This window comes from Streptomyces hamibioticus (genome assembly GCF_047946815.1).
Lineage (GTDB): Bacteria > Actinomycetota > Actinomycetes > Streptomycetales > Streptomycetaceae > Streptomyces.
Map to the genome: position 1 here is coordinate 2091346 of NZ_JBKKQY010000001.1, position 18049 is coordinate 2109394.

General features: G+C 71.9%; 17 protein-coding genes. 2 read left to right on the forward strand and 15 right to left on the reverse strand.

The window, feature by feature from the left end:
• Positions 1 to 175: 175 nt before the first annotated feature.
• From lepB (ACLGIH_RS09220) to proS, 10 genes are all read right to left on the reverse strand, one after another.
• Positions 176 to 1186 (reverse strand): signal peptidase I, encoded by a 1011-nt coding sequence (gene lepB, locus ACLGIH_RS09220; protein ID WP_416524747.1) that lies wholly within the window; start codon positions 1184 to 1186, stop codon positions 176 to 178.
• On the reverse strand, positions 1074 to 2159 hold the full coding sequence (gene lepB / locus ACLGIH_RS09225) for a signal peptidase I (protein ID WP_416524748.1): 1086 nt from the start codon (positions 2157 to 2159) through the stop codon (positions 1074 to 1076). Before lepB (ACLGIH_RS09225) ends, lepB (ACLGIH_RS09220) begins: the two co-directional genes overlap by 113 nt.
• Positions 2152 to 2868, reverse strand: coding sequence for a signal peptidase I (lepB, locus tag ACLGIH_RS09230; RefSeq protein ID WP_416524749.1), 717 nt, complete (start codon positions 2866 to 2868; stop codon positions 2152 to 2154). The genes lepB (ACLGIH_RS09225) and lepB (ACLGIH_RS09230) overlap by 8 nt, the downstream gene beginning before the upstream one ends.
• A gap of 45 nt (positions 2869 to 2913) precedes the next feature.
• Positions 2914 to 3264 (reverse strand): 50S ribosomal protein L19, encoded by a 351-nt coding sequence (rplS, locus tag ACLGIH_RS09235; RefSeq protein WP_071367741.1) that lies wholly within the window; start codon positions 3262 to 3264, stop codon positions 2914 to 2916.
• Positions 3265 to 3400: 136 nt separating this feature from the next.
• Positions 3401 to 4234 (reverse strand): tRNA (guanosine(37)-N1)-methyltransferase TrmD, encoded by an 834-nt coding sequence (gene trmD, locus ACLGIH_RS09240; RefSeq protein ID WP_416524750.1) that lies wholly within the window; start codon positions 4232 to 4234, stop codon positions 3401 to 3403.
• Positions 4234 to 4779: a ribosome maturation factor RimM gene (rimM, locus tag ACLGIH_RS09245; RefSeq protein ID WP_416524751.1), complete on the reverse strand. Its 546-nt coding sequence runs from the start codon at positions 4777 to 4779 to the stop codon at positions 4234 to 4236. Before rimM ends, trmD begins: the two co-directional genes overlap by 1 nt.
• 96 nt (positions 4780 to 4875) lie before the next feature.
• The gene (locus ACLGIH_RS09250; RefSeq protein ID WP_030612780.1) at positions 4876 to 5115 is read right to left on the reverse strand and encodes an RNA-binding protein; all 240 of its coding nucleotides are present in this window, start codon (positions 5113 to 5115) and stop codon (positions 4876 to 4878) included.
• A gap of 2 nt (positions 5116 to 5117) precedes the next feature.
• Positions 5118 to 5534, reverse strand: a complete 417-nt coding sequence (rpsP, locus tag ACLGIH_RS09255) for a 30S ribosomal protein S16 (RefSeq protein ID WP_416524752.1) — start codon at positions 5532 to 5534, stop codon at positions 5118 to 5120.
• Positions 5535 to 5765: 231 nt separating this feature from the next.
• The gene (locus ACLGIH_RS09260; RefSeq protein WP_416524753.1) at positions 5766 to 6362 is read right to left on the reverse strand and encodes a hypothetical protein; all 597 of its coding nucleotides are present in this window, start codon (positions 6360 to 6362) and stop codon (positions 5766 to 5768) included.
• 261 nt (positions 6363 to 6623) lie between these two features.
• Positions 6624 to 8039, reverse strand: coding sequence for a proline--tRNA ligase (gene proS, locus ACLGIH_RS09265; RefSeq protein WP_416524754.1), 1416 nt, complete (start codon positions 8037 to 8039; stop codon positions 6624 to 6626).
• Between the two features lie 212 nt (positions 8040 to 8251).
• Here proS and ACLGIH_RS09270 point away from each other — a divergent pair, with 212 nt between their 5' ends.
• Positions 8252 to 9109, forward strand: coding sequence for a class I SAM-dependent methyltransferase (locus ACLGIH_RS09270; RefSeq protein ID WP_416524755.1), 858 nt, complete (start codon positions 8252 to 8254; stop codon positions 9107 to 9109).
• A gap of 165 nt (positions 9110 to 9274) precedes the next feature.
• On the forward strand, positions 9275 to 9892 hold the full coding sequence (locus ACLGIH_RS09275; RefSeq protein WP_416524756.1) for a hypothetical protein: 618 nt from the start codon (positions 9275 to 9277) through the stop codon (positions 9890 to 9892).
• Positions 9893 to 10042: 150 nt separating this feature from the next.
• Here ACLGIH_RS09275 and ffh read toward each other — a convergent pair whose 3' ends face one another.
• The 5 genes from ffh to nsdA form a co-directional block, all read right to left on the reverse strand.
• On the reverse strand, positions 10043 to 11593 hold the full coding sequence (gene ffh / locus ACLGIH_RS09280) for a signal recognition particle protein (RefSeq protein WP_416524757.1): 1551 nt from the start codon (positions 11591 to 11593) through the stop codon (positions 10043 to 10045).
• A 151-nt stretch (positions 11594 to 11744) separates the two neighbouring features.
• Positions 11745 to 14231: a [protein-PII] uridylyltransferase gene (locus ACLGIH_RS09285; protein WP_416524758.1), complete on the reverse strand. Its 2487-nt coding sequence runs from the start codon at positions 14229 to 14231 to the stop codon at positions 11745 to 11747.
• A 19-nt stretch (positions 14232 to 14250) separates the two neighbouring features.
• Positions 14251 to 14589, reverse strand: a complete 339-nt coding sequence (locus tag ACLGIH_RS09290; protein ID WP_217141751.1) for a P-II family nitrogen regulator — start codon at positions 14587 to 14589, stop codon at positions 14251 to 14253.
• On the reverse strand, positions 14586 to 15863 hold the full coding sequence (locus ACLGIH_RS09295) for an ammonium transporter (RefSeq protein ID WP_416524759.1): 1278 nt from the start codon (positions 15861 to 15863) through the stop codon (positions 14586 to 14588). Before ACLGIH_RS09295 ends, ACLGIH_RS09290 begins: the two co-directional genes overlap by 4 nt.
• Before the next feature lie 312 nt (positions 15864 to 16175).
• The gene (nsdA, locus tag ACLGIH_RS09300; protein ID WP_416524760.1) at positions 16176 to 17669 is read right to left on the reverse strand and encodes a transcriptional repressor NsdA; all 1494 of its coding nucleotides are present in this window, start codon (positions 17667 to 17669) and stop codon (positions 16176 to 16178) included.
• Between the last annotated feature and the right edge of the window lie 380 nt (positions 17670 to 18049).

An 18049-nucleotide genomic window follows, 5' to 3' on the forward strand; every position in this document is an offset into this window, starting at 1 on the left:
GGCCTCGGGGGACAAGGGCGCCCGGGAAGCAAGGGCCCTGCGGAAGAAGTGCCTCGGAAGACAAGGACGCCGGAAAGCGGACCCCGGGAACCAAGATTCCCGGGGAAACGAGCTCCCCGGGAAACAAGCTCCCCGGGGAACAGGGGCCCCGCGGCACAGGGCCGCGGGAAGCCGGTCAGCGCGAGGGCGTCGCCGCGATCCGCCTGCGCCGCCACAGCAGCAGCGGCACGGCTCCGGCGAGCGCGGCGCCCTGGGGCGCGACCGACAGGACACGGGCCGCGGCCGCCTGGTCGTTCAGCCCGGTCTGGTCGAAGGTCTCCGGCACCGGCAGCGTGCCCCAGCGGTTGATCGGCCAGGCGATCACGATGGCGCGTCCGATGACCTCGTCGACCGGAACCATGCCGTTGTTCTTGTCCGAGGTGTTGTACCGGGAGTCGCGGGAGTTCTGCCGGTGGTCGCCCATGACCCAGATGTGGCCCTCGGGAACCGTCACCTTGAACTGGCCGCCCTGTTCGTCCACGCTGCACGGCGTGTTGTTGGGGTAGACGTACGGCTCGTTCAGCGCCTTGCCGTTGACCTTCAGCGGGCCGGAGCCCTGGCACTCGACGGTGTCACCGCCGACGCCGATGACCCGCTTGATCAGGTCCTTCTCCTCCGCGGACGGCATCAGTCCGATCCAGCCGAGGAAGGTCTGCAGCGGGTTCGGCTCCGGCGTGGGCTCGCCCGCCAGCCAGTTGTCGGGGTCGTGGAAGACCACGACCTCGCCGCGCTCGGGCTCCGAGCCGAACCACGGCGTCAGCTTGTCGACGAGCACCCGGTCGCCCTCGGTGAGCGTGTTCTGCATCGAGGCCGACGGGATCGAGAACGCCTGCACCAGGAACGTCTTGATCAGCAGCGCCAGCACCAGCGCGATGCCGATCAGCAGCGGCAGCTCCTTCCAGAAGGAGCGCTGCTTCTTCGGCGGCTTGGCGGGCGGGGGTGTGCCCTGCCCGTCGCGGCCGTCGCCGCCGTTCCCGTCCCGTTCGCCGCCGTACCGCTCGTCCGTCACCGCGCCGTCCTCGATCGCCGCGGAGTCATTCCCTGAGGTAGGGGCGCCGTCCGCGGCCCGGCCGGCCGCTTGCACGGGGCGTCCGCGGTCTTCCTCGCCGCCGTGTCCGGACCGTGCGCCAACCGCCACATCCCCCACGCCAACTCCTTACTCCGTACCGCCGCCCGCCCCGTCCACGGCGCAGGCCCACCACTCCCATAACGAGCGGGACTTCCGCAGGAGTCGGGAGCTGGATCATCTCGTTCGAATCGTAGCGGCCAACCCTATGCGACGAAGCGGGCGCAGCGGTCGACCCGCCGCCCGCGTCGGTCACCGACGCGTACGTCGTCGGCTCCTCCAGGGTGGTCCAGTGGTCGAACGGCCAGGCGATGAGCATGGCCCGGCCCACCACCTCGTCCTCGGAGACCGTCCCGAAGTCGGTCTCCTGGTGGGTGCGGGAGTCGGCGGAGTTGGAGCGGTGGTCGCCCATGACCCACAGCCGCCCCTCGGGGACGGTGACGTCGAAGGCGTCCTTGGACGGGACGTCGCCGGGATACAGGTAGTCCTCGTTCAGCGGGACTCCGTTGACGGTCACGCGCCCCTGCTCGTCGCAGCACCTGACGCGGTCGCCGCCGACGCCGACGACCCGCTTGATCAGGTCCTTCTCGTCGTCGGAGGGCAGCAGGCCGATGAAGGCCAGGCCCTCCTTGACCTGCTTGACGACGACCGGGTCGTCCTTGGCGGGGGCCTGCTCCTCCTGGAGCCAGCCACCGGGGTCACGGAAGACGACGACGTCCCCGCGCTGCGGTTCGGAGCCGAACCACGGGGTGAGCTTGTCGACCAGGACCCGGTCGCCGATCCGGATCGTCTGCTCCATGGAGCCCGACGGGATCACGAACGCCTGGACGAGGAAGGTCTTCAGTACGAGGGCTATCAGGACGGCGACGCCGACGAGGAGCGGTATCTCCTTGACCGCGCTGCGCCTGCGGCGCCTTTTGACCTTGCGCTGGAGCTTGCGCCGCTCCGCGCGGGTACGGCCACCGGCCGGGCCGCCCGCGCGCCGGGTGCCGGTGGGCAGCAGGTTCTCCGCGGGGCTGCTGGGCGCTCCGCGGGGCTTGCCGCGGTTACCCATCGGCCCCCTCCGCGTCGGGCACGCGCGCGTAGGCACCGGGGCGGTCGAAGTGCGTGGCGTGGCCGAAGGGCCAGACGATCCAGTCGGCGCGGCCGATCACCTCGTCCTCGGGGATCATCCCGCCGCCCGGGGAGCCCAGGTGGTCGCGCGAGTCGCTGGAGTCGCTGCGGTGGTCGCCGAGGACGAACAGCCTGCCCTCGGGCACGACGACGTCGAAGCGTACCGCGGAGGGGCGGTCACCGGGGTGGAGGAATGCCGACTCGTCGACCGACCGCCCGTTCACCCGGATCCTCCCCTCCTTGTCGCAGCAGACCACATGGTCCCCGCCCACACCGACAACGCGTTTGATGTAGTCGCCGCGCCCGAAGTACCCGGTGCCGTCGAACACGACGATGTCGCCCCGCCGCAGCCGGTCATCGAAACGGTACGCCAACTTGTTTACGAGAACGCGGTCGCCGATCCTCAATCCGGGCTCCATGGAACCGCTGGGGATCCGGAAGGGCTGGACCACGAACGTGGAGAGCAGCAGCAGGAACAGCAGGAGGACCAGCAGGCACAAGGTGATCCGCCCGCCCGGTACCCAGTCCGCGAGGGCGTCCGGCAACGCGAAACGCGACCGGCCCTGCCGGCCCTCTGGGCCCGAGGTCTCCTCGGATCCGGAAGGGCGGGGGGAGCGGTCGCGTTCCGTCTGCTGTGCTGCGGTGTCCATCGGGGCCAGATGCTATCCGGCCCCGGGGGATGCGCCGGAGAGCGCTCAGTTCTCGCGCTTCTCCTTGATCTTCGCGGCCTTGCCGCGCAGCTCGCGCAGGTAGTACAGCTTGGCGCGGCGGACGTCACCCTTGGTGACGAGCTCGATCTTCTCCACGATCGGGGTGTGCACCGGGAAGGTGCGCTCGACGCCGACGGAGAAGGAGACCTTGCGGACCGTGAAGGTCTCGCGCACGCCGGAGCCCTGGCGGCGGATCACGACGCCCTTGAACTGCTGCACACGGGAGCGGTTGCCCTCGATGACGCGGACGTGCACGTTGACCGTGTCGCCCGGGCGGAAGGCGGGGACGTCGCTGCGCAGCGACGCGGCGTCGACGGAGTCGAGCAGGTGAGACATGGTGTCTGCTTTCCTCGCTGATGCCACAGGTCATCAACGGAATCTCGGTGTTTCGGGATCAGGGTCGCGCGGGTCGGGGCGGGCGTCGTCTCCCCCTGTGGCAGGGGCGCACGCCGGACGGACGCACAACAGCGGCCTATTCTTCCACGCCGTCGGTCCTGCGCCAAAATCGGCCGTACGGCTCCCCCGCCGGGTCCGGCGCCCAGCCCAGGATGGAGAGCATCTCGCGGTCCTTCTTGTCGAAGGCCTCGGGGTCGCAGCGCTCGATCAGGTCGGGCCGGTGGGCCGTCGTCCGCTTCAGCGCCTCGTCCCGGCGCCAGCGGGCGATCTTCCCGTGGTGGCCGCTGAGCAGCACGTCCGGGATGCCGCGACCGCGCCACTGGGGCGGCTTGGTGTAGACGGGGCCCTCCAGGAGGCTGGCCATGGCGCCAGGGGCGAAGGAGTCGTCCCGGTGGGACTCGGCGTTGCCGAGGACGCCGGGCAGCAGCCGCGCCACGGCCTCGGTGACGACGAGTACGGCCGCCTCGCCGCCGGCCAGGACGTAGTCGCCGATGGACACCTCGTAGACGGGCATCCGGGCGGCGTACTCGTCGACGACCCGCCGGTCGATGCCCTCGTAGCGGGCGGGCGTGAAGATCAGCCAGGGGCGCTCGGAGAGGTGGACGGCGAGTTCCTGGGTGAACGGCCGGCCGCTGGGGGTGGGCACGATGAGGGCGGGCTCGCGGGAGCCGGTCTCGTAGCCGTCGGCCAGGACGGTGTCCAGCGCGTCACCCCACGGCTCGGTCTTCATGACCATGCCCGGGCCGCCGCCGTACGGGGTGTCGTCGACCGTGTTGTGCCGGTCGTAGGTCCAGGAGCGCAGGTCGTGGACGTGCACGTCGAGCTGTCCGCGCGCGCGTGCCTTGCCGACGAGCGAGACGTTCAGCGGTTCCAGGTACTCGGGGAAGATCGTGACGACGTCCAGCCGCATTACGCCTCTTCCTCACGGGCGGAGGCGATCTCGGCGCGGTCGTCGATCAGTCCCGGCGGCGGGTCGATGACCGCCCGCTGCTCCTCCAGGTCGATCTCGGTGACGATCTCCGCCACGAACGGCACGTAGACCTCGCTGCCGTCGGCCCGCTCGACGACGAACAGGTCCTGCGTGGGCAGGTGGGAGATCTCGGTGATCCGGCCCACCGGCGTGCCGTCCGTCATGACCACGTCGAGGTCGATCAGCTGGTGGTCGTAGTACTCGTCCTCCTCCTCGGGCAGTTCGTCCGGGTCGACCTCGGCGATCAGGAGGGTGTTGCGCAGCGCCTCGGCGGCGTTGCGGTCGCGCACGCCTTCGAAGCGCAGCAGGAGCCGGCCGCTGTGGACGCGGCCGGTCTCGATGGTCAGCGGACCCACCGGGGCCGGGTCGGTGGCCAGGACGGCGCCGGGGGCGAGCCGCAGCTCCGGCTCGTCGGTGCGCACCTCGACGGTGACCTCGCCCTTGATGCCGTGGGCTCGGCCGATCCGAGCGACTACCAGCTGCACTGTCTGTGATCTCCTGTCATACGACCGGCCGTACGACGTCGGGCCGGGGACGGCCCTCACGGCCCTCCCCGGCCCGAGCCGGTGTGTTGCGAAGCGTCAGCGGACGTCGTCCACGTCGACCAGGTCGACGCGGACACCGCGACCGCCGATGGCGCCCACGACGGTGCGCAGCGCACGTGCCGTGCGGCCGTTGCGGCCGATCACCTTGCCGAGGTCGTCCGGGTGGACCCGGACCTCGAGCACGCGTCCGCGGCGCAGGTTGCGCGAGGCGACCTGCACATCGTCAGGGTTGTCGACGATGCCCTTCACGAGGTGCTCGAGAGCCTCCTCGAGCATGCTCAGGCCTCGGCGCCGGACTCGGCCGCGGCCTCGTCCTTCTTCTCAGCCTTCTTCTTCTGGGTGATCGCCTCACCCTTGCCCTCGTCGTCGCCGCCGAGCGCCTCGAAGGACGGACGGGCCGGCTTCTCGGCCGGCTGCAGCAGCGGCGCCGGGGCGGGCTCGCCCTTGAACTTCTGCCAGTCGCCGGTCTTCTTCAGAATGGCGAGCACGGGCTCGGTCGGCTGGGCGCCGACGGAGAGCCAGTACGCCACACGCTCGGAGTCGACCTCCATCACCGACGGGTTGTACGTCGGGTGGTACTTGCCGATCTCCTCGATGGCCCGGCCGTCACGGCGGGTACGGGAGTCGGCGACGACGATGCGGTAGTGAGGCGAACGGATCTTGCCCAGACGCTTCAGCTTGATCTTGACTGCCACGGGAGTGGGTTCTCCTGGATTTGACGTGGTTGGGCACGGCGAGAGAGCCGCGTGGGGTTGCGGTACCCGAGTGCCCGATGGACGCGTCAGCCGGAGGAGAGAGGGGTCCTGTGCGGCTGTCGAGTACAGCTAGCCATTGTGCCATACCCTGCGGGTCGCTCCCGGCCGGGGGCGGCGGACGCCCGCCCGCCCCCGGCGCCCGACCGGCAGCCACGAGATGCCGGTCGCTCGTCAGCCCGCCGCCGCGCCGACCACCTCCGGGATCCGGAACGGCTTGCCGCAGCCGCCGCACACGATCGGTGCCTGGGCCAGGACGGACGGGACGACCCGTACGTTGCGACCGCAGTCGCAGACCGCCTTCACGCGCACCCCGCCGCCGGAGGAACCATGGCGGGCGGCCGGACCGCGGAAGGTGCGGGCGGAGTCCGTCTCCGTGGCGGCGGTGTGGGCCTTCAGGGCGCGCTGGAGGCGCTCGATCGTCGGGCGGTAGCGGCGCTTCGCCTCGGGGCTGAGCGTGACCAGGGAGAAACCACTGCTCGGGTGCGGCTCCTCGGGATGGTCCAGGCCCAGCTCCTCGGCGATCGCGAGGAACCGTCGGTTGTGGTAGCGGCCGGCGCGGGAGGTGTCGCGGACTCCGCGCGCTGCGGCGATGCCGTGGACTGCCTCATGGAGCAGTCGCTCGAAGGAGAGTGCGTGCCCGCAGGCGGACGACGACTCTCCGATCAGGGACTCGGGCGCGGCAAGATCGGGCAGCTCGGGGTGGTGCCGCTGAATATCGGCCCACGCCTGCGCCAGCTCTGCGGCGAGAACAGGTGGTGTCGTGCTCACGTAATGAGAACGAGCCGGGGTGCCGCTGTGTTCCTATTCCGGGGCATCCCAAATAAATTGCTCGTACCCGTCAGTTTTCGTTGATGCGTCCCGACGAGGGCGGGTGCGCTGATCTGCGGAGAAGCCTCGCAGCTCGTACCAAGGTGGTGCGTAGTCCACGGTACGCGCCCGCGCGTAGGCCGCCTACGCGCGCCGGGGTGGCTGTGGGCGGCCGGTGCGCAAGAGGCGTTTCGGCCGCGTCCGCCGCGCAGGGGCCGCGCTCTAGTAAGCGCGCGCGACGACGGCGACGTTACCGGGTGCGTCGTCGGCGTCCGGCACCGACCCGTCCTCGGCGACCAGACACCTCACGGTGACCGCGTGCTCGGCCAGCCTGGCCTCCCCTTCTTCGCCGAGCACCGCCCAGGGCAGGCGCGCCCAGCCGCCCGCGGCGGCGGCCTCGACGGCCTCCTCGACCGAGGACACGTCCGAGGTGAGGGCCTCCCGCCGTTCGCGGGACTGGCGCAGCAGCAGCGCCTGGTCCTCTTCGAGGATCGCGGGGAGCAGCTCGGTGAGCGTCTCCAGGGGCACCGGCTGCTTGCCTCCGGGGATGCGCCGCACCAGCGTCGCGGTGCCGCCCTCCAGGTCACGGGGGCCCAGTTCGATCCGTACGGGCACGCCCTTGAGCTCCCAGTCGACCGCGCGGCGCCCGAAGGGGGTGTCGGTGCGGTCGTCGACCCGCACGCGCAGGCCCGCCGCCGTCAGCCGGTCGCCGAGCTCGCGGACCTTGGCCAGAACCGCCTCCTCGCCCTTGACCGCGACGACGACCACCTGGACGGGGGCGAGCCTGGGCGGCACCCGCAACCCGCTGTCATCGCCGTGCGACATGATCAGGCCACCCACCATGCGGGTGGAGGAGCCCCAGGAGGTCTGCCAGACGTACTCCTCCCGGCCGTCCTTCGACAGGTACCGGGTCTCGAAGGCCTTGGCGAAGTTCTGGCCGAGTTCGTGGCTGGTGCCCATCTGGAGCGCCTTGCCGTCGCCCATCATCCCTTCCAGGGTGAGGGTGTTGACGGCGCCGGCGAACCGCTCGCTCGCGGTCTTGCGGCCGGGGACGACGTCGATGCCGAGGACGTTCACCATGAAGTCGGCGTACACCTCGCGGTGGATGTACGCGGCGTAGTCCCGGGCGTCCTCGTAGGTGGCGTGGGCGGTATGGCCCTCCTGCCAGAGGAACTCACTCGTACGGAGGAACACGCGCGGGCGCATCTCCCAGCGGACCACGTTCGCCCACTGGTTGATCAGCAGGGGCAGGTCGCGGTAGCTCTGCACCCACTTGGCGAAGTACTCGTTGATGATCGTCTCGGAGGTGGGCCGGACCACGACCGGTTCCTCCAGTTGCTTGCCGCCGCCGTGTGTGACGACGGCCAGCTCGGGTGCGAAGCCCTCGACGTGCTCGGCCTCCCTGGTCAGGTGGCCCTGCGGGATGAACAGCGGGAAGTAGGCGTTGTCGGCGCCCGCGGCCTTGATCCGGGCGTCCATCTCCTGCTGCATCCGCTCCCACAGGGCATACCCGTACGGCCGGATGACCATGGTGCCGCGCACCGGTCCGTTGTCGGCCAGTTCGGCCTTGCCGATGAGGTCCTGGTACCAGCGCGGGAAGTCGTCCGCCCTGGGCGTGAGCACGGGTGCCTTGGCCATGGCGCGATGGTACGGGCCCAGGTTGCCGGAATGTGAAATCTCGCCATGTGGCCGGGGATCGGGCAAACCGGCCGCCTCCAGCACTGGACGGCACGGCGCGCCCGGAGTTTCCTGGCATACGGGGGGAGTGCGAACGAGACGCACGCGGGCCACGGAACTCGGGCACAACGGCAACGACTTGCGAGACCTCTCGTCGATTGGGGCGCTTTCCTATGACACCTACGCTCGTGCGGCAGCACCTCACTCACGCCGGGGCGCCGCCCCACGTGGACCCGCGTGCACGCGCGCGTGACTGGTCGGAGATACAGGAGCGGATGCTCGTACCGCTCTACGAGGCCGTCTACGAGCGACTGGACGTGGGCTCCGGCACCCGGCTGCTGGGGCTGGGCTGCGGTTCCGGGCTGGCCCTGCTGATGGCCGCCTCGCGGGGTGCCTCGGTCACCGGTGTGGACGCCGGCAGCCCGGAACGGCTCGCCCTCGCGCGGGAGCGGCTGACACCACAGGCGTGGGACACCCGCGCGCGTGCCGGGGGCCGGGTCGTCGAGGGCTCGCCGCGCGACGCGGAGGACCCGCGGACGCCGGCGTTCACGGTGGTGACCGCCTTCGAGCCGATCGGGTGTCTGGCGGGCGACTCCGAAGGGCTGGGCGAACTGCTGGCGGAGGCGACTCCGCTCGCCGAGCGCGGGGCGCCGGTGGTGCTGGCCGGCTGGGGCCCGCCGGAGCGGTGCGCGACGACCTCCGTGCTGCGGGTGGCCACCAAGCTGGCGGACCCGCTGCGCAGCGCAGGCAGCTGGCGTCCCGCGCTCCGCGACGACCTGGAGGAGGTCGCCCAGCGGGCCGGTCTGAAGCCGGACGGCTCGGGCCGGGTGGCGTGCCCCTTCGGCTACGCCGACGTCCGCAGCGCCGTGCGCGGGCTGCTCTCGACGGGGCTGTTCGACGCGGCGATCGCGGCGACGGACGGGGAGCAGGTCGACAAGGAGCTGACGGAGGCGCTGCATCCGCATCAGCGGCGGGACGGGACGGTGTGGATGCCGACCGTGTTCCGCTACCTGATCGCGCGGACGCCCTGAGCGGCACGGAGTGCGGGCGGGGGCGCGCCCGGCGCATGTCCGGTGCGGGTGTGCGAGGCGGGACGGAGCGGGCGGCGAGGCGGCTGCGCGTCCGCCCGGTGGACAAGGGGCCTCGGCCTGATCCACCGTTCGGGGGAACGAACACGTCTGCCCGCAGGAGCTGTTGTGCCGCACCACCAGACCGCGTCGCGTCTCGCCGCGCCCGTCGCCGTCCTCACCCTCGTCCTGGCCGCGTGCGGGGGCGGGGGCGGCGGGGAGGACACCGCCGACGCGAAGGGAGCCGGGGCCACGGCCGCCGCGCAGGCCGGGGCCTCGCCGTCGCGGTCGGCCTCCGGGGGTGACCTGCCCGCCGGCGAGCCCGCGACGGGCACGGTCGCGGAGGAGCCCGGTGAGGTCACGTACGAGATCGTGGCGGAGAAGGTCGACGTCGGCACCGAGGCGGAGGCCGCGAAGGCGGTGGCCGACGCCGCGGACGCCAAGGGCAGGGTGCCGGCCGTCGCGCACGTGAAGTACACGCACAGGGGCGGCCCCGCCCTGACCGGGACGGCGGACGTGGCCGACGGCACCGCGGTCTTCGCCGACGGGCAGCGCGGCGCGGTCCTCGTCGGCGCCGCCGAGGACGCCCGGGGGTGCGAGGACCCGTACGGCGTCGGGAGCTGGAAGCGGGGCGAGAGCCACGTCTTCTGCGAGACGTACCTCGTTCCGGCGGACGCGGGGAGCGTGGAGGTCCACTGGTCGCAGGAGGACGGCGAGCCGTACGTCTGGAGGTTCGACCGGTCCTGACCGGACCGCGCCCGGGCCCGGAGGCGGCCGGCCCCGTGCCGGCGGCCGGCCCCGTGCCGGGAAGGGCACGCGGGCGGGTGCGGGTACGGCAACGGGGGCGCCGCGCGCTGCTCGGCGCGGGGCGCCCCCGGTGGCGTACGGACGCGGCCGTCAGCCCATGAACTTCTTGAACTCGTCCGGCAGCTCGAAGTCCTGGCCGCCCTGCTGCGGCAGGTTGAACGCGCCGCCGTTCTGCGCGGCGGCGGCCCGCCGGGCGGCCTCCTCCTGCTCCTGCTGCTTGCGCTTCATCGGGTTGCCGGAGCGCTGCTTGCCCTTGGCCTTCTTCTGCTGCTTCTTCGGCCGGCCGGGCCCGCCGCCCATGCCCGGCATCCCCGGCATGCCGGGCATACCGCCGCCCTGAGCCATGCGGGACATCATCTTGCGGGCCTCGAAGAACCGCTCGACCAGGCCCTTCACCGCGCTGACCTCGACTCCGGAGCCCTTGGCGATACGGGCCCGGCGCGAGCCGTTGATGATCGTCGGGTCCTGGCGCTCGGCCGGGGTCATCGACTTGATGATGGCGGCCGTGCGGTCGACGTCCCGCTCGTCGAGGTTGTTGATCTGGTCCTTGATCTGGCCCATGCCGGGCAGCATGCCGAGCAGCTTGGAGATGGAGCCCATCTTCCGGACCTGCTCCATCTGGGCCAGGAAGTCGTCCAGGGTGAAGTCCTGGCCCTTCTTCGACGCCAGCTTGGAGGCCATCTTCTCGGCCTCTTCCTGACTGAACGTCTTCTCCGCCTGCTCGATCAGGGTGAGCAGGTCACCCATGTCGAGGATGCGGGAGGCCATCCGGTCCGGGTGGAAGGCGTCGAAGTCCTCGAGCTTCTCACCGGCCGAGGCGAACATGATCGGCTTTCCGGTGACCTGGCGGATCGACAGGGCCGCACCACCGCGGGCGTCGCCGTCGAGCTTGGACAGCACCACGCCGTCGAAGCCGACGCCGTCGCGGAAGGCCTCGGCGGTGTTGACCGCGTCCTGACCGATCATCGCGTCGACGACGAAGAGGATCTCGTCCGGTGAGACTGCGTCCCGGATGTCCGCGGCCTGCCGCATCATCTCCTGGTCGATGCCCAGGCGGCCGGCGGTGTCGACGATCACGATGTCGTGCACCTTGGACTTCGCGAAGTCCAGGGAGTCCTTGGCGACCTTGACCGGGTCGCCCACGCCGTTGCCCGGCTCGGGCGCGTAGACCGCGACCCCGGCCCGCTCGGCGACGACGCTGAGCTGGTTGACGGCGTTGGGGCGCTGGAGGTCACAGGCGACCAGCAGCGGCGAGTGGCCCTGGTCCTTGAGCCACTTGCCGAGCTTGCCCGCGAGGGTGGTCTTGCCGGCGCCCTGCAGACCGGCCAGCAGGATGACGGTCGGCGGCTGCTTGGCGAAGCGCAGGCGCCGGGTCTCGCCGCCGAGGATGGTGACCAGTTCCTCGTTGACGATCTTGAGGACCTGCTGGGCGGGGTTCAGCGCCTTGGAGACCTCGGCGCCGAGGGACCGCTCCTTGACGTTCTTGATGAACGTCCGGACGACCGGCAGGGCCACGTCCGCCTCGAGGAGCGCGATGCGGATCTCGCGGGCCGTGGCGTCGATGTCCGCTTCGGACAGCCTGCCCTTACCCCGAAGGGACTTAAAGGTGGCTGACAAGCGATCGGAGAGAGTATCGAACACGGCGGCTTAGGTCCTCGCGTCGGCGGTGGTGTGGGTCGCCCTCCAGGGTATCCGGCCGCGCAAGCAAATCGTCCCTGCCCGCCATGGAGAGCGGGCGGGGACGGCACGGCAGCCCCGCGTCGCCCCGGGAAACGCACGCATGACCGCAAGGTCACCCCCGCAGCGCCTCCTCCAGGGCCCGCGACACCGCCGCGGCCTGCTCACCCGGCAGGGGCCCGCCCCCCGGCCCGGTGACGTAGAAGGCGTCGACCGCGTTGGCTCCCAGCGTGGAGACATGGGCGCTGCGGACCCGCACCCCCGCCCGCTCCAGCGCCCGCCCGATGCGGAACAGCAGGCCGGGGGCGTCCTGGGCACGGACCTCGAAGACCGTGGCGTGCCGGGAGGCCACCGGGGCGACCGTCACCCGGGCCGGCGGCGCCACCACGCCCCGGCGGCGCGGGTAGGCGGCGTCCCGTTCGGCGAGGCGCCCGGCGATGTCGAGGGAGCCTTCCAGGGCGCGGACGAGGTCGGAGCGCAGCCGGGCCGCCTGGGGCAGCGAGCCGTACTCGGCGGCGACCCGCCAGTCCAGCAGCAGCACGGAGCCCGCCACGCCGTCCGGCAGCGGCAGGGCGCGCAGTCCCGCCGTGCGGACGGTCAGACGGTGCACGGCCAGCACCCCGGCGACGGCGGGCAGCACGCCCGGCTGGTCGGGTACGGCGATCAGCAGTTCGACGCCCAGCGGTTCCTGGTCGTCGGCAGGCGGCTCGGCCTGGGTGCGCAGCGCCAGCACCGGCCCGCCGGTGCGGAAGGCCTCGATGGCGAGCCGTTCCTGCTCGGCGGTGGGCGCGACGGCCTCGGGGTCCTCCGGCGGGTCCCCGGACAGCACTGCCGAGACCCGTTTCACCAGGTCGGTGACGAGCGATGCGCGCCAGGACGACCAGGCGGCCGGCCCGGTGGCGAGCGCGTCCGCCTCGGTGAGGGCGTGCAGCAGCTCCAGGGTGCTCTGGCTGCCGACGGCCTCGGCGACCGCGCGCACGGTGGCCGGGTCGTCCAGGTCGCGCCGGGTGGCGGTCTCGACGAGCAGCAGGTGATGGCGTACGAGGGCGGCCACCACGTCCACGTCCGCGCGGTCGAAGCCGATGCGGGCGGCGACGTCCCGGGCGATGGTCTCGCCGGCCACGGAGTGGTCACCGGGCCAGCCCTTGCCGATGTCGTGCAGCAGCGCGGCGACCAGCAGAAGGTCGGGCCGGTGCACACGGCGGGTGAACTCCGAGGCGCGGACGGCCGTCTCGATCAGGTGCCGGTCGACGGTCCACACGTGCACGGCGTTGCGCTGCGGGCGGCAGCGGACCCGCTCCCAGTCGGGCAGCAGCGCGGTGACCAGCCCCTCGGCCTCCAGCGCCTCCCACACCTCGACGGTGGGCCGGCCGGAGCCCAGCAGGGTCACCAGTTGGTCGCGGGCCTCGGCGGGCCAGGGCGTGGGCAGCGGGCGCGCGGTGGCCGCGAGGCGCCGCACGGCGTGCAGGGAGAGCGGGAGCCCGGACTGCGCGGCGGCCGCGGCGGCGCGCAGCGGGAGGACGGGGTCGCGCTCGGGGCGTGCGGTGCGCGCGAGCACCACCTCGCCGTCCTGCTCCACCACCCCCTCGGCGAGCGGCGACCGCTCCGCCGCCGGCCGGCCGCCGCCCAGCGCCCTCCCGTCGCCCGCCACCGCCCTTCTGAGGAAGTCGCTTCTCTCCCGCGCCAGTTTCCGCAGCCGCGGACGCACCGACCGGGCCCGCAGGACGCGCCCCACCTCGCGCCAGGTGACGTCACTGGCGTACGAGACGACGCGCGCGGCCTCGTACACCTGCCGCAGCAGTGCGTCGGCGTCCAGCAGGCCCAGCTCGGCGGCCACCTGGTCCTGCTCCTGGAGCGCGAGCCGGTCGGTGGCGCGGCCGGTGGCCAGGTGCAGGGCGTCGCGGACGTCGAGCAGGCGGCGCCGGGCGTCGGCGAGGCCCTCGCGCGGGGCGTCGGCGAGCCAGGAGGCGGCGACGGCGCGCAGGGCGGTGGCGTCGCGCAGGCCGCCGCGGGCCTCCTTGAGGTCGGGTTCCAGCAGGTACTGCAGCTCGCCCTGGCGGGCGGCGCGCTCGGCGCACAGCTCCTTCAGGCCGGGGAGGCGTCTGGGGGCCTGGTTGCGCCAGTCGGCGAGGACGGCGGTGCGCAGGCCGGCGGTCAGGCCGAGGTCGCCGGCGAGATGGCGGGCGTCCAGGAGACCGAGGTGGACCTTCAGGTCCTCGGCCGCGGTCTTCCGGGCCTCGGCCGGGGTGCGCACGGAGTGGTCGAGGGCGATGCCGAGGTCCCAGACCGGGTACCAGAGGCGGTCGGCGAGGGCCGCGACCGCCTTCTCGTCGCCGCCGTCGTGCAGCAGGAGCAGGTCCAGGTCGCTGCGCGGGGACAGCTCACCGCGCCCGTAGCCGCCGACGGCGACCAGCGACACGCCCTTGAGCGGCCCGGCCGCGGCGGCGAAGAGGCCGGCCAGCCACTCGTCCGTCAGGTCGGCGAGGGCACCGCGGCGCGGCGGCCCGGACCGCGCCCCCTCGGTGAGGAGGCGCAGCCGGGCCGCCGCGTAGCCGCCGGGTCCCGGGTCCTCTGCTTCGTTCGTCACGTCCGTGCTCGTCACCCGGCGACTCCTGTCCGTTTCAGAGCGCGTCCGGACCGCGCTCGCCGGTGCGGACCCGTACGGCCGTGTCGACCGGGACGGACCAGACCTTTCCGTCACCGATCTTGCCGGTGCGGGCCGCCTTGACGACGACTTCGATGACCTGTTCGGCGTCGTCGTCCTCGACCAGCACCTCGATGCGGATCTTCGGCACCAGGTCGACGGTGTATTCGGCACCGCGGTAGACCTCGGTGTGGCCGCGCTGGCGGCCGTAGCCGCTGGCCTCGGTCACGGTCAGTCCGTGGACCCCGAAGGCCTGGAGGGCCTCCTTGATCTCGTCGAGCCGGTGCGGCTTGACGACGGCGGTGATGAGCTTCATGCGTCCACCTTCTTGCTCTCGGCCTGGGCGGCGGGGGCGGTGACCGCGGTGCGGGCGGCACCGCCGCCGGCCCCGCTGAAGTCGTATGCGGTCTCGGCGTGGGCGGCCTGGTCGATGCCGCTGACCTCATCCTCCTCGGAGGCGCGGAACCCGATCGTCTTCTGCAGGACGAAGGCGAGGACCAGCGTCACCACGAAGGTGTAGCCCATGACCGCGAAGGCGCCGACGACCTGCGAGACGAACTGGTTCCAGCCGCCGACGCCGCCGATCGCGAGGAAGCCGACCATGAGGGTGCCCAGGACACCGCCGACCAGGTGGACGCCGACGACGTCGAGGGAGTCGTCGTAGCCCAGCTTGTACTTGAGGCTGACGGCCCAGGAGCAGACCGCACCGGCCACCACGCCGATGAGCAGGGCGCCGAAGACGTTGACGCTGCCGCCGGCGGGGGTGATGGCCACCAGGCCGGCCACGGCGCCCGAGCAGGCTCCGAGCGTGGTGAACGCGCCGTGGCGGATGCGCTCGTAGATCAGCCAGCCCAGCACGGCGGCCGCGGTGGCCACCTGGGTGTTGAGCGCCATCTGGGCGGTGGTGCCGTCGACGCCGAGTTCGGAGCCGGCGTTGAAGCCGAACCAGCCGAACCACAGCAGGGCGGTGCCGAGGAGGACCAGTGGCATGTTGTGCGGGCGCATCGGGTCCTTCTTGAAGCCGATGCGCTTGCCCACGACGAGGACGGCGGCGAGACCGGCCACGCCGGCGTTGATGTGGACCGCGGTACCGCCGGCGAAGTCGATCACGGCCGGGTCGAGCTCGGCGAGCCAGCCGCCGCCCCAGACCCAGTGGGCGACCGGGAAGTACACCACGGTGACCCACAGGGCGATGAAGACCATCCAGGCGCCGAACTTGACGCGGTCGGCGAGGGCGCCGCTGATCAGGGCCGCGGTGATCACCGCGAACAGCATCTGGAAGAGGGAGAAGGCGAAGACCGAGATGTTCTCGCCGGCGAAGTTCTCCATCACGCTGTCGGCGTTGACGCCCTTCAGCCCGACCATGTCGAGGTTGCCGATGAACCCGCCCACGTCACCGCTGAAGGCGAGGGAGTGTCCGTACAGCACCCACAGGATGCTGACGATGCCCAGCGAGATGAAGGACATCATCAGCATGTTCAGGACGCTCTTGGAGCGCACCATGCCGCCGTAGAACAGGGCCAGCCCAGGCGTCATCAGCATGACGAGCGCTGCACTGATCAATACGAATCCGGTATCTGTGCCGTTCAATGCCGGTATCTCCTCGTCTTGTACGGCCCCGTGCGGGACACCTGAGCGGGGTGAGGGGTGGGCCGGTTATGCGCCACGAGATTGGCGCAGCGCCGTTTCGGTGGGAGCCCCTCGTTGTTTCGCCGCCGTGACGAAGGCACCGGGTGTGTTACGCCTCGGTGAACTGCCGGATGCCGGGCCGCGCGATCGTTATCGTGGCGCAACCTGCACACGCAGGCCGGCCGCGGCCGGACCTCCGATGACCTGGCATGGGGGAGCCGAGTCGGGCAGTTCGGGAGGACCGGCCGCGGCCGGGGCTTGCGGGGGCGGCGGTCAGACCGCCTCGGCGGTCTCGGGCAGTTCGCCCGCGAGCCGCTCGGTGAGGTCCACGACCTCGGCGAGATCGCCGAAGTCGCGTACGGCCGTGTCGACCGTCTTGCGGATACGGGTGTTGACCCGCTCGGAGCGGACCTTCTTGGCGATGCCCATGGCCTCGGTGACCAGGGAGGTGCTCTGCTCGGGCTCCCGGCGCAGCAGGTGCACGGTGGCCATGCCGATCAGGTTCAGCGCGTACGACCGCTGGTGTTCGTGGTCGTCGGCGAACAGCTCCACGGCCCGGCGCATCAGCGGCTCGGCGAGGGAGGCGTACGTGGGGCTGCGGCCGGCGACGTAGGCGAGGTCGCGGAAGGAGTGGCTGTTCTCCCCGTACAGCTCGGCCTCGGAGAAGAAGCGGATCCAGTCGGGGTCCGGCTCGTCCCACTCGTCGGCGTCGGCGAAGGTGTCCTCGGCCATCCGCACGGCCCGCTTGCACCGGCCCGGCTGGCCCATGTTGGCGTAGGCGCGGGCCTCCATCGCATACAGCATCGACTGGGTGCGCGGGCTCGCGCAGTCCCGGCTGCCGTACTGGGCGAGGTGGATCAGCTCCAGGGCGTCCTCGGGCCGGCCGAGGTGGATCATCTGGCGGCTCATGCTGGAGAGGATGTACGAGCCGAGCGGCCGGTCACCGGCCTCCTTGGCGGCGTGCAGGGCGAGGACGAAGTACTTCTGCGCGGTGGGCTGCAGCCCGATGTCGTACGACATCCAGCCGGCCAGCTCGGCCAGCTCGGCGGCGACCTTGAACAGCTTGGCCCGGGTGGGGCCGGACTGGGGCTCCTGGAGCAGGTCGGTCACCTCGTGCAGCTGGCCGACGACGGCCTTGCGGCGCAGGCCGCCGCCGCACTGGGCGTCCCACCGCCGGAACATCACGGTGGTGGACTCCAGCAGGTCCAGCTCGGGCTTGGAGAGGCGGCCACGCGCGCGCGTGGTGGGCGCGGGCTCGGGTTCGTGCGCCGGGGAGGAGGGCATGGGGACGAGCCAGCGCTGCATGGGCTCGATGAGGGACGGGCCCGCGGAGAGGGCCAGCGAGCTCCCGAGGAAGCCGCGCCGCGCCAGCATCAGGTCGCTGCGCGAGAACTCGCTGAGCAGGGCCACGGTCTGCGGACCCGTCCAGGGCAGGTCGACGCCGGTCGTGGACGGTGACGGGCGGGTGGTGCGCAGGCCCAGGTCCTCGACGGAGACGACGACACCGAAGCGCTCGGAGAACAGCTCGGACAGGATCCGGGGGATCGGCTCGCGCGGGTTCTCGCCGTCCAGCCAGCGGCGCACCCGGGAGGTGTCCGTGGAGATGTGGTTGGCGCCGAGCCGGCGCGCGCGGCGGTTGACCTGGCGGGCCAGCTCGCCCTTGGACCAGCCGCTGCGTACGAACCACGAGGTGAGCAGCTCATTGGGGCGCTTGTCAGCCGGCGTGGCGCTGCCGGCGCCCGTCCCGCTACCGCCGTTGCCGCTCACTGGAACGCCCCCATCCCTGCATCAGTGCCTGTCGCCGAGTGCGCCAAGCCCCTAACAGAATGCCGGTGTCGTGCCCGTCCGTCCGGCGATTCTCACCCTTCGAACGGAAAGCCGAGTTGCCTCCGGCATACCCGCTCGTGCATGTACCCCAAGGCCTTGTGCACACAAAGTAATCCTACGATCACCCGTCCAGCCATGGCGATCCCGGAAACGCCACCATTCGCCACCCCTTCGAATGAACTCACTTCGCCCGCCCCGCGATTCACTTGACACAGGCCGACGGGGAGTGGGTGCAGCGGTGCACACCGGGGCGTGCGCCGCCGACCACGCGACCCGGGGCGCTTCCGGGCGCTGTCTGAACCGCGCGGTGCTGGGGAGGG

Coding starts and splice junctions, on each gene's coding strand:
- lepB (WP_416524748.1), bottom strand. CDS start 2,159: ATGGGTAACCGCGGCAAGCCCCGCGGAGCGCCCAGCAGCCCCGCGGAG.
- lepB (WP_416524749.1), bottom strand. CDS start 2,868: ATGGACACCGCAGCACAGCAGACGGAACGCGACCGCTCCCCCCGCCCT.
- rplS (WP_071367741.1), bottom strand. CDS start 3,264: ATGTCTCACCTGCTCGACTCCGTCGACGCCGCGTCGCTGCGCAGCGAC.
- trmD (WP_416524750.1), bottom strand. CDS start 4,234: ATGCGGCTGGACGTCGTCACGATCTTCCCCGAGTACCTGGAACCGCTG.
- ACLGIH_RS09250 (WP_030612780.1), bottom strand. CDS start 5,115: ATGCTCGAGGAGGCTCTCGAGCACCTCGTGAAGGGCATCGTCGACAAC.
- proS (WP_416524754.1), bottom strand. CDS start 8,039: ATGGCCAAGGCACCCGTGCTCACGCCCAGGGCGGACGACTTCCCGCGC.
- ACLGIH_RS09270 (WP_416524755.1), top strand. CDS start 8,252: ATGACACCTACGCTCGTGCGGCAGCACCTCACTCACGCCGGGGCGCCG.
- ACLGIH_RS09290 (WP_217141751.1), bottom strand. CDS start 14,589: ATGAAGCTCATCACCGCCGTCGTCAAGCCGCACCGGCTCGACGAGATC.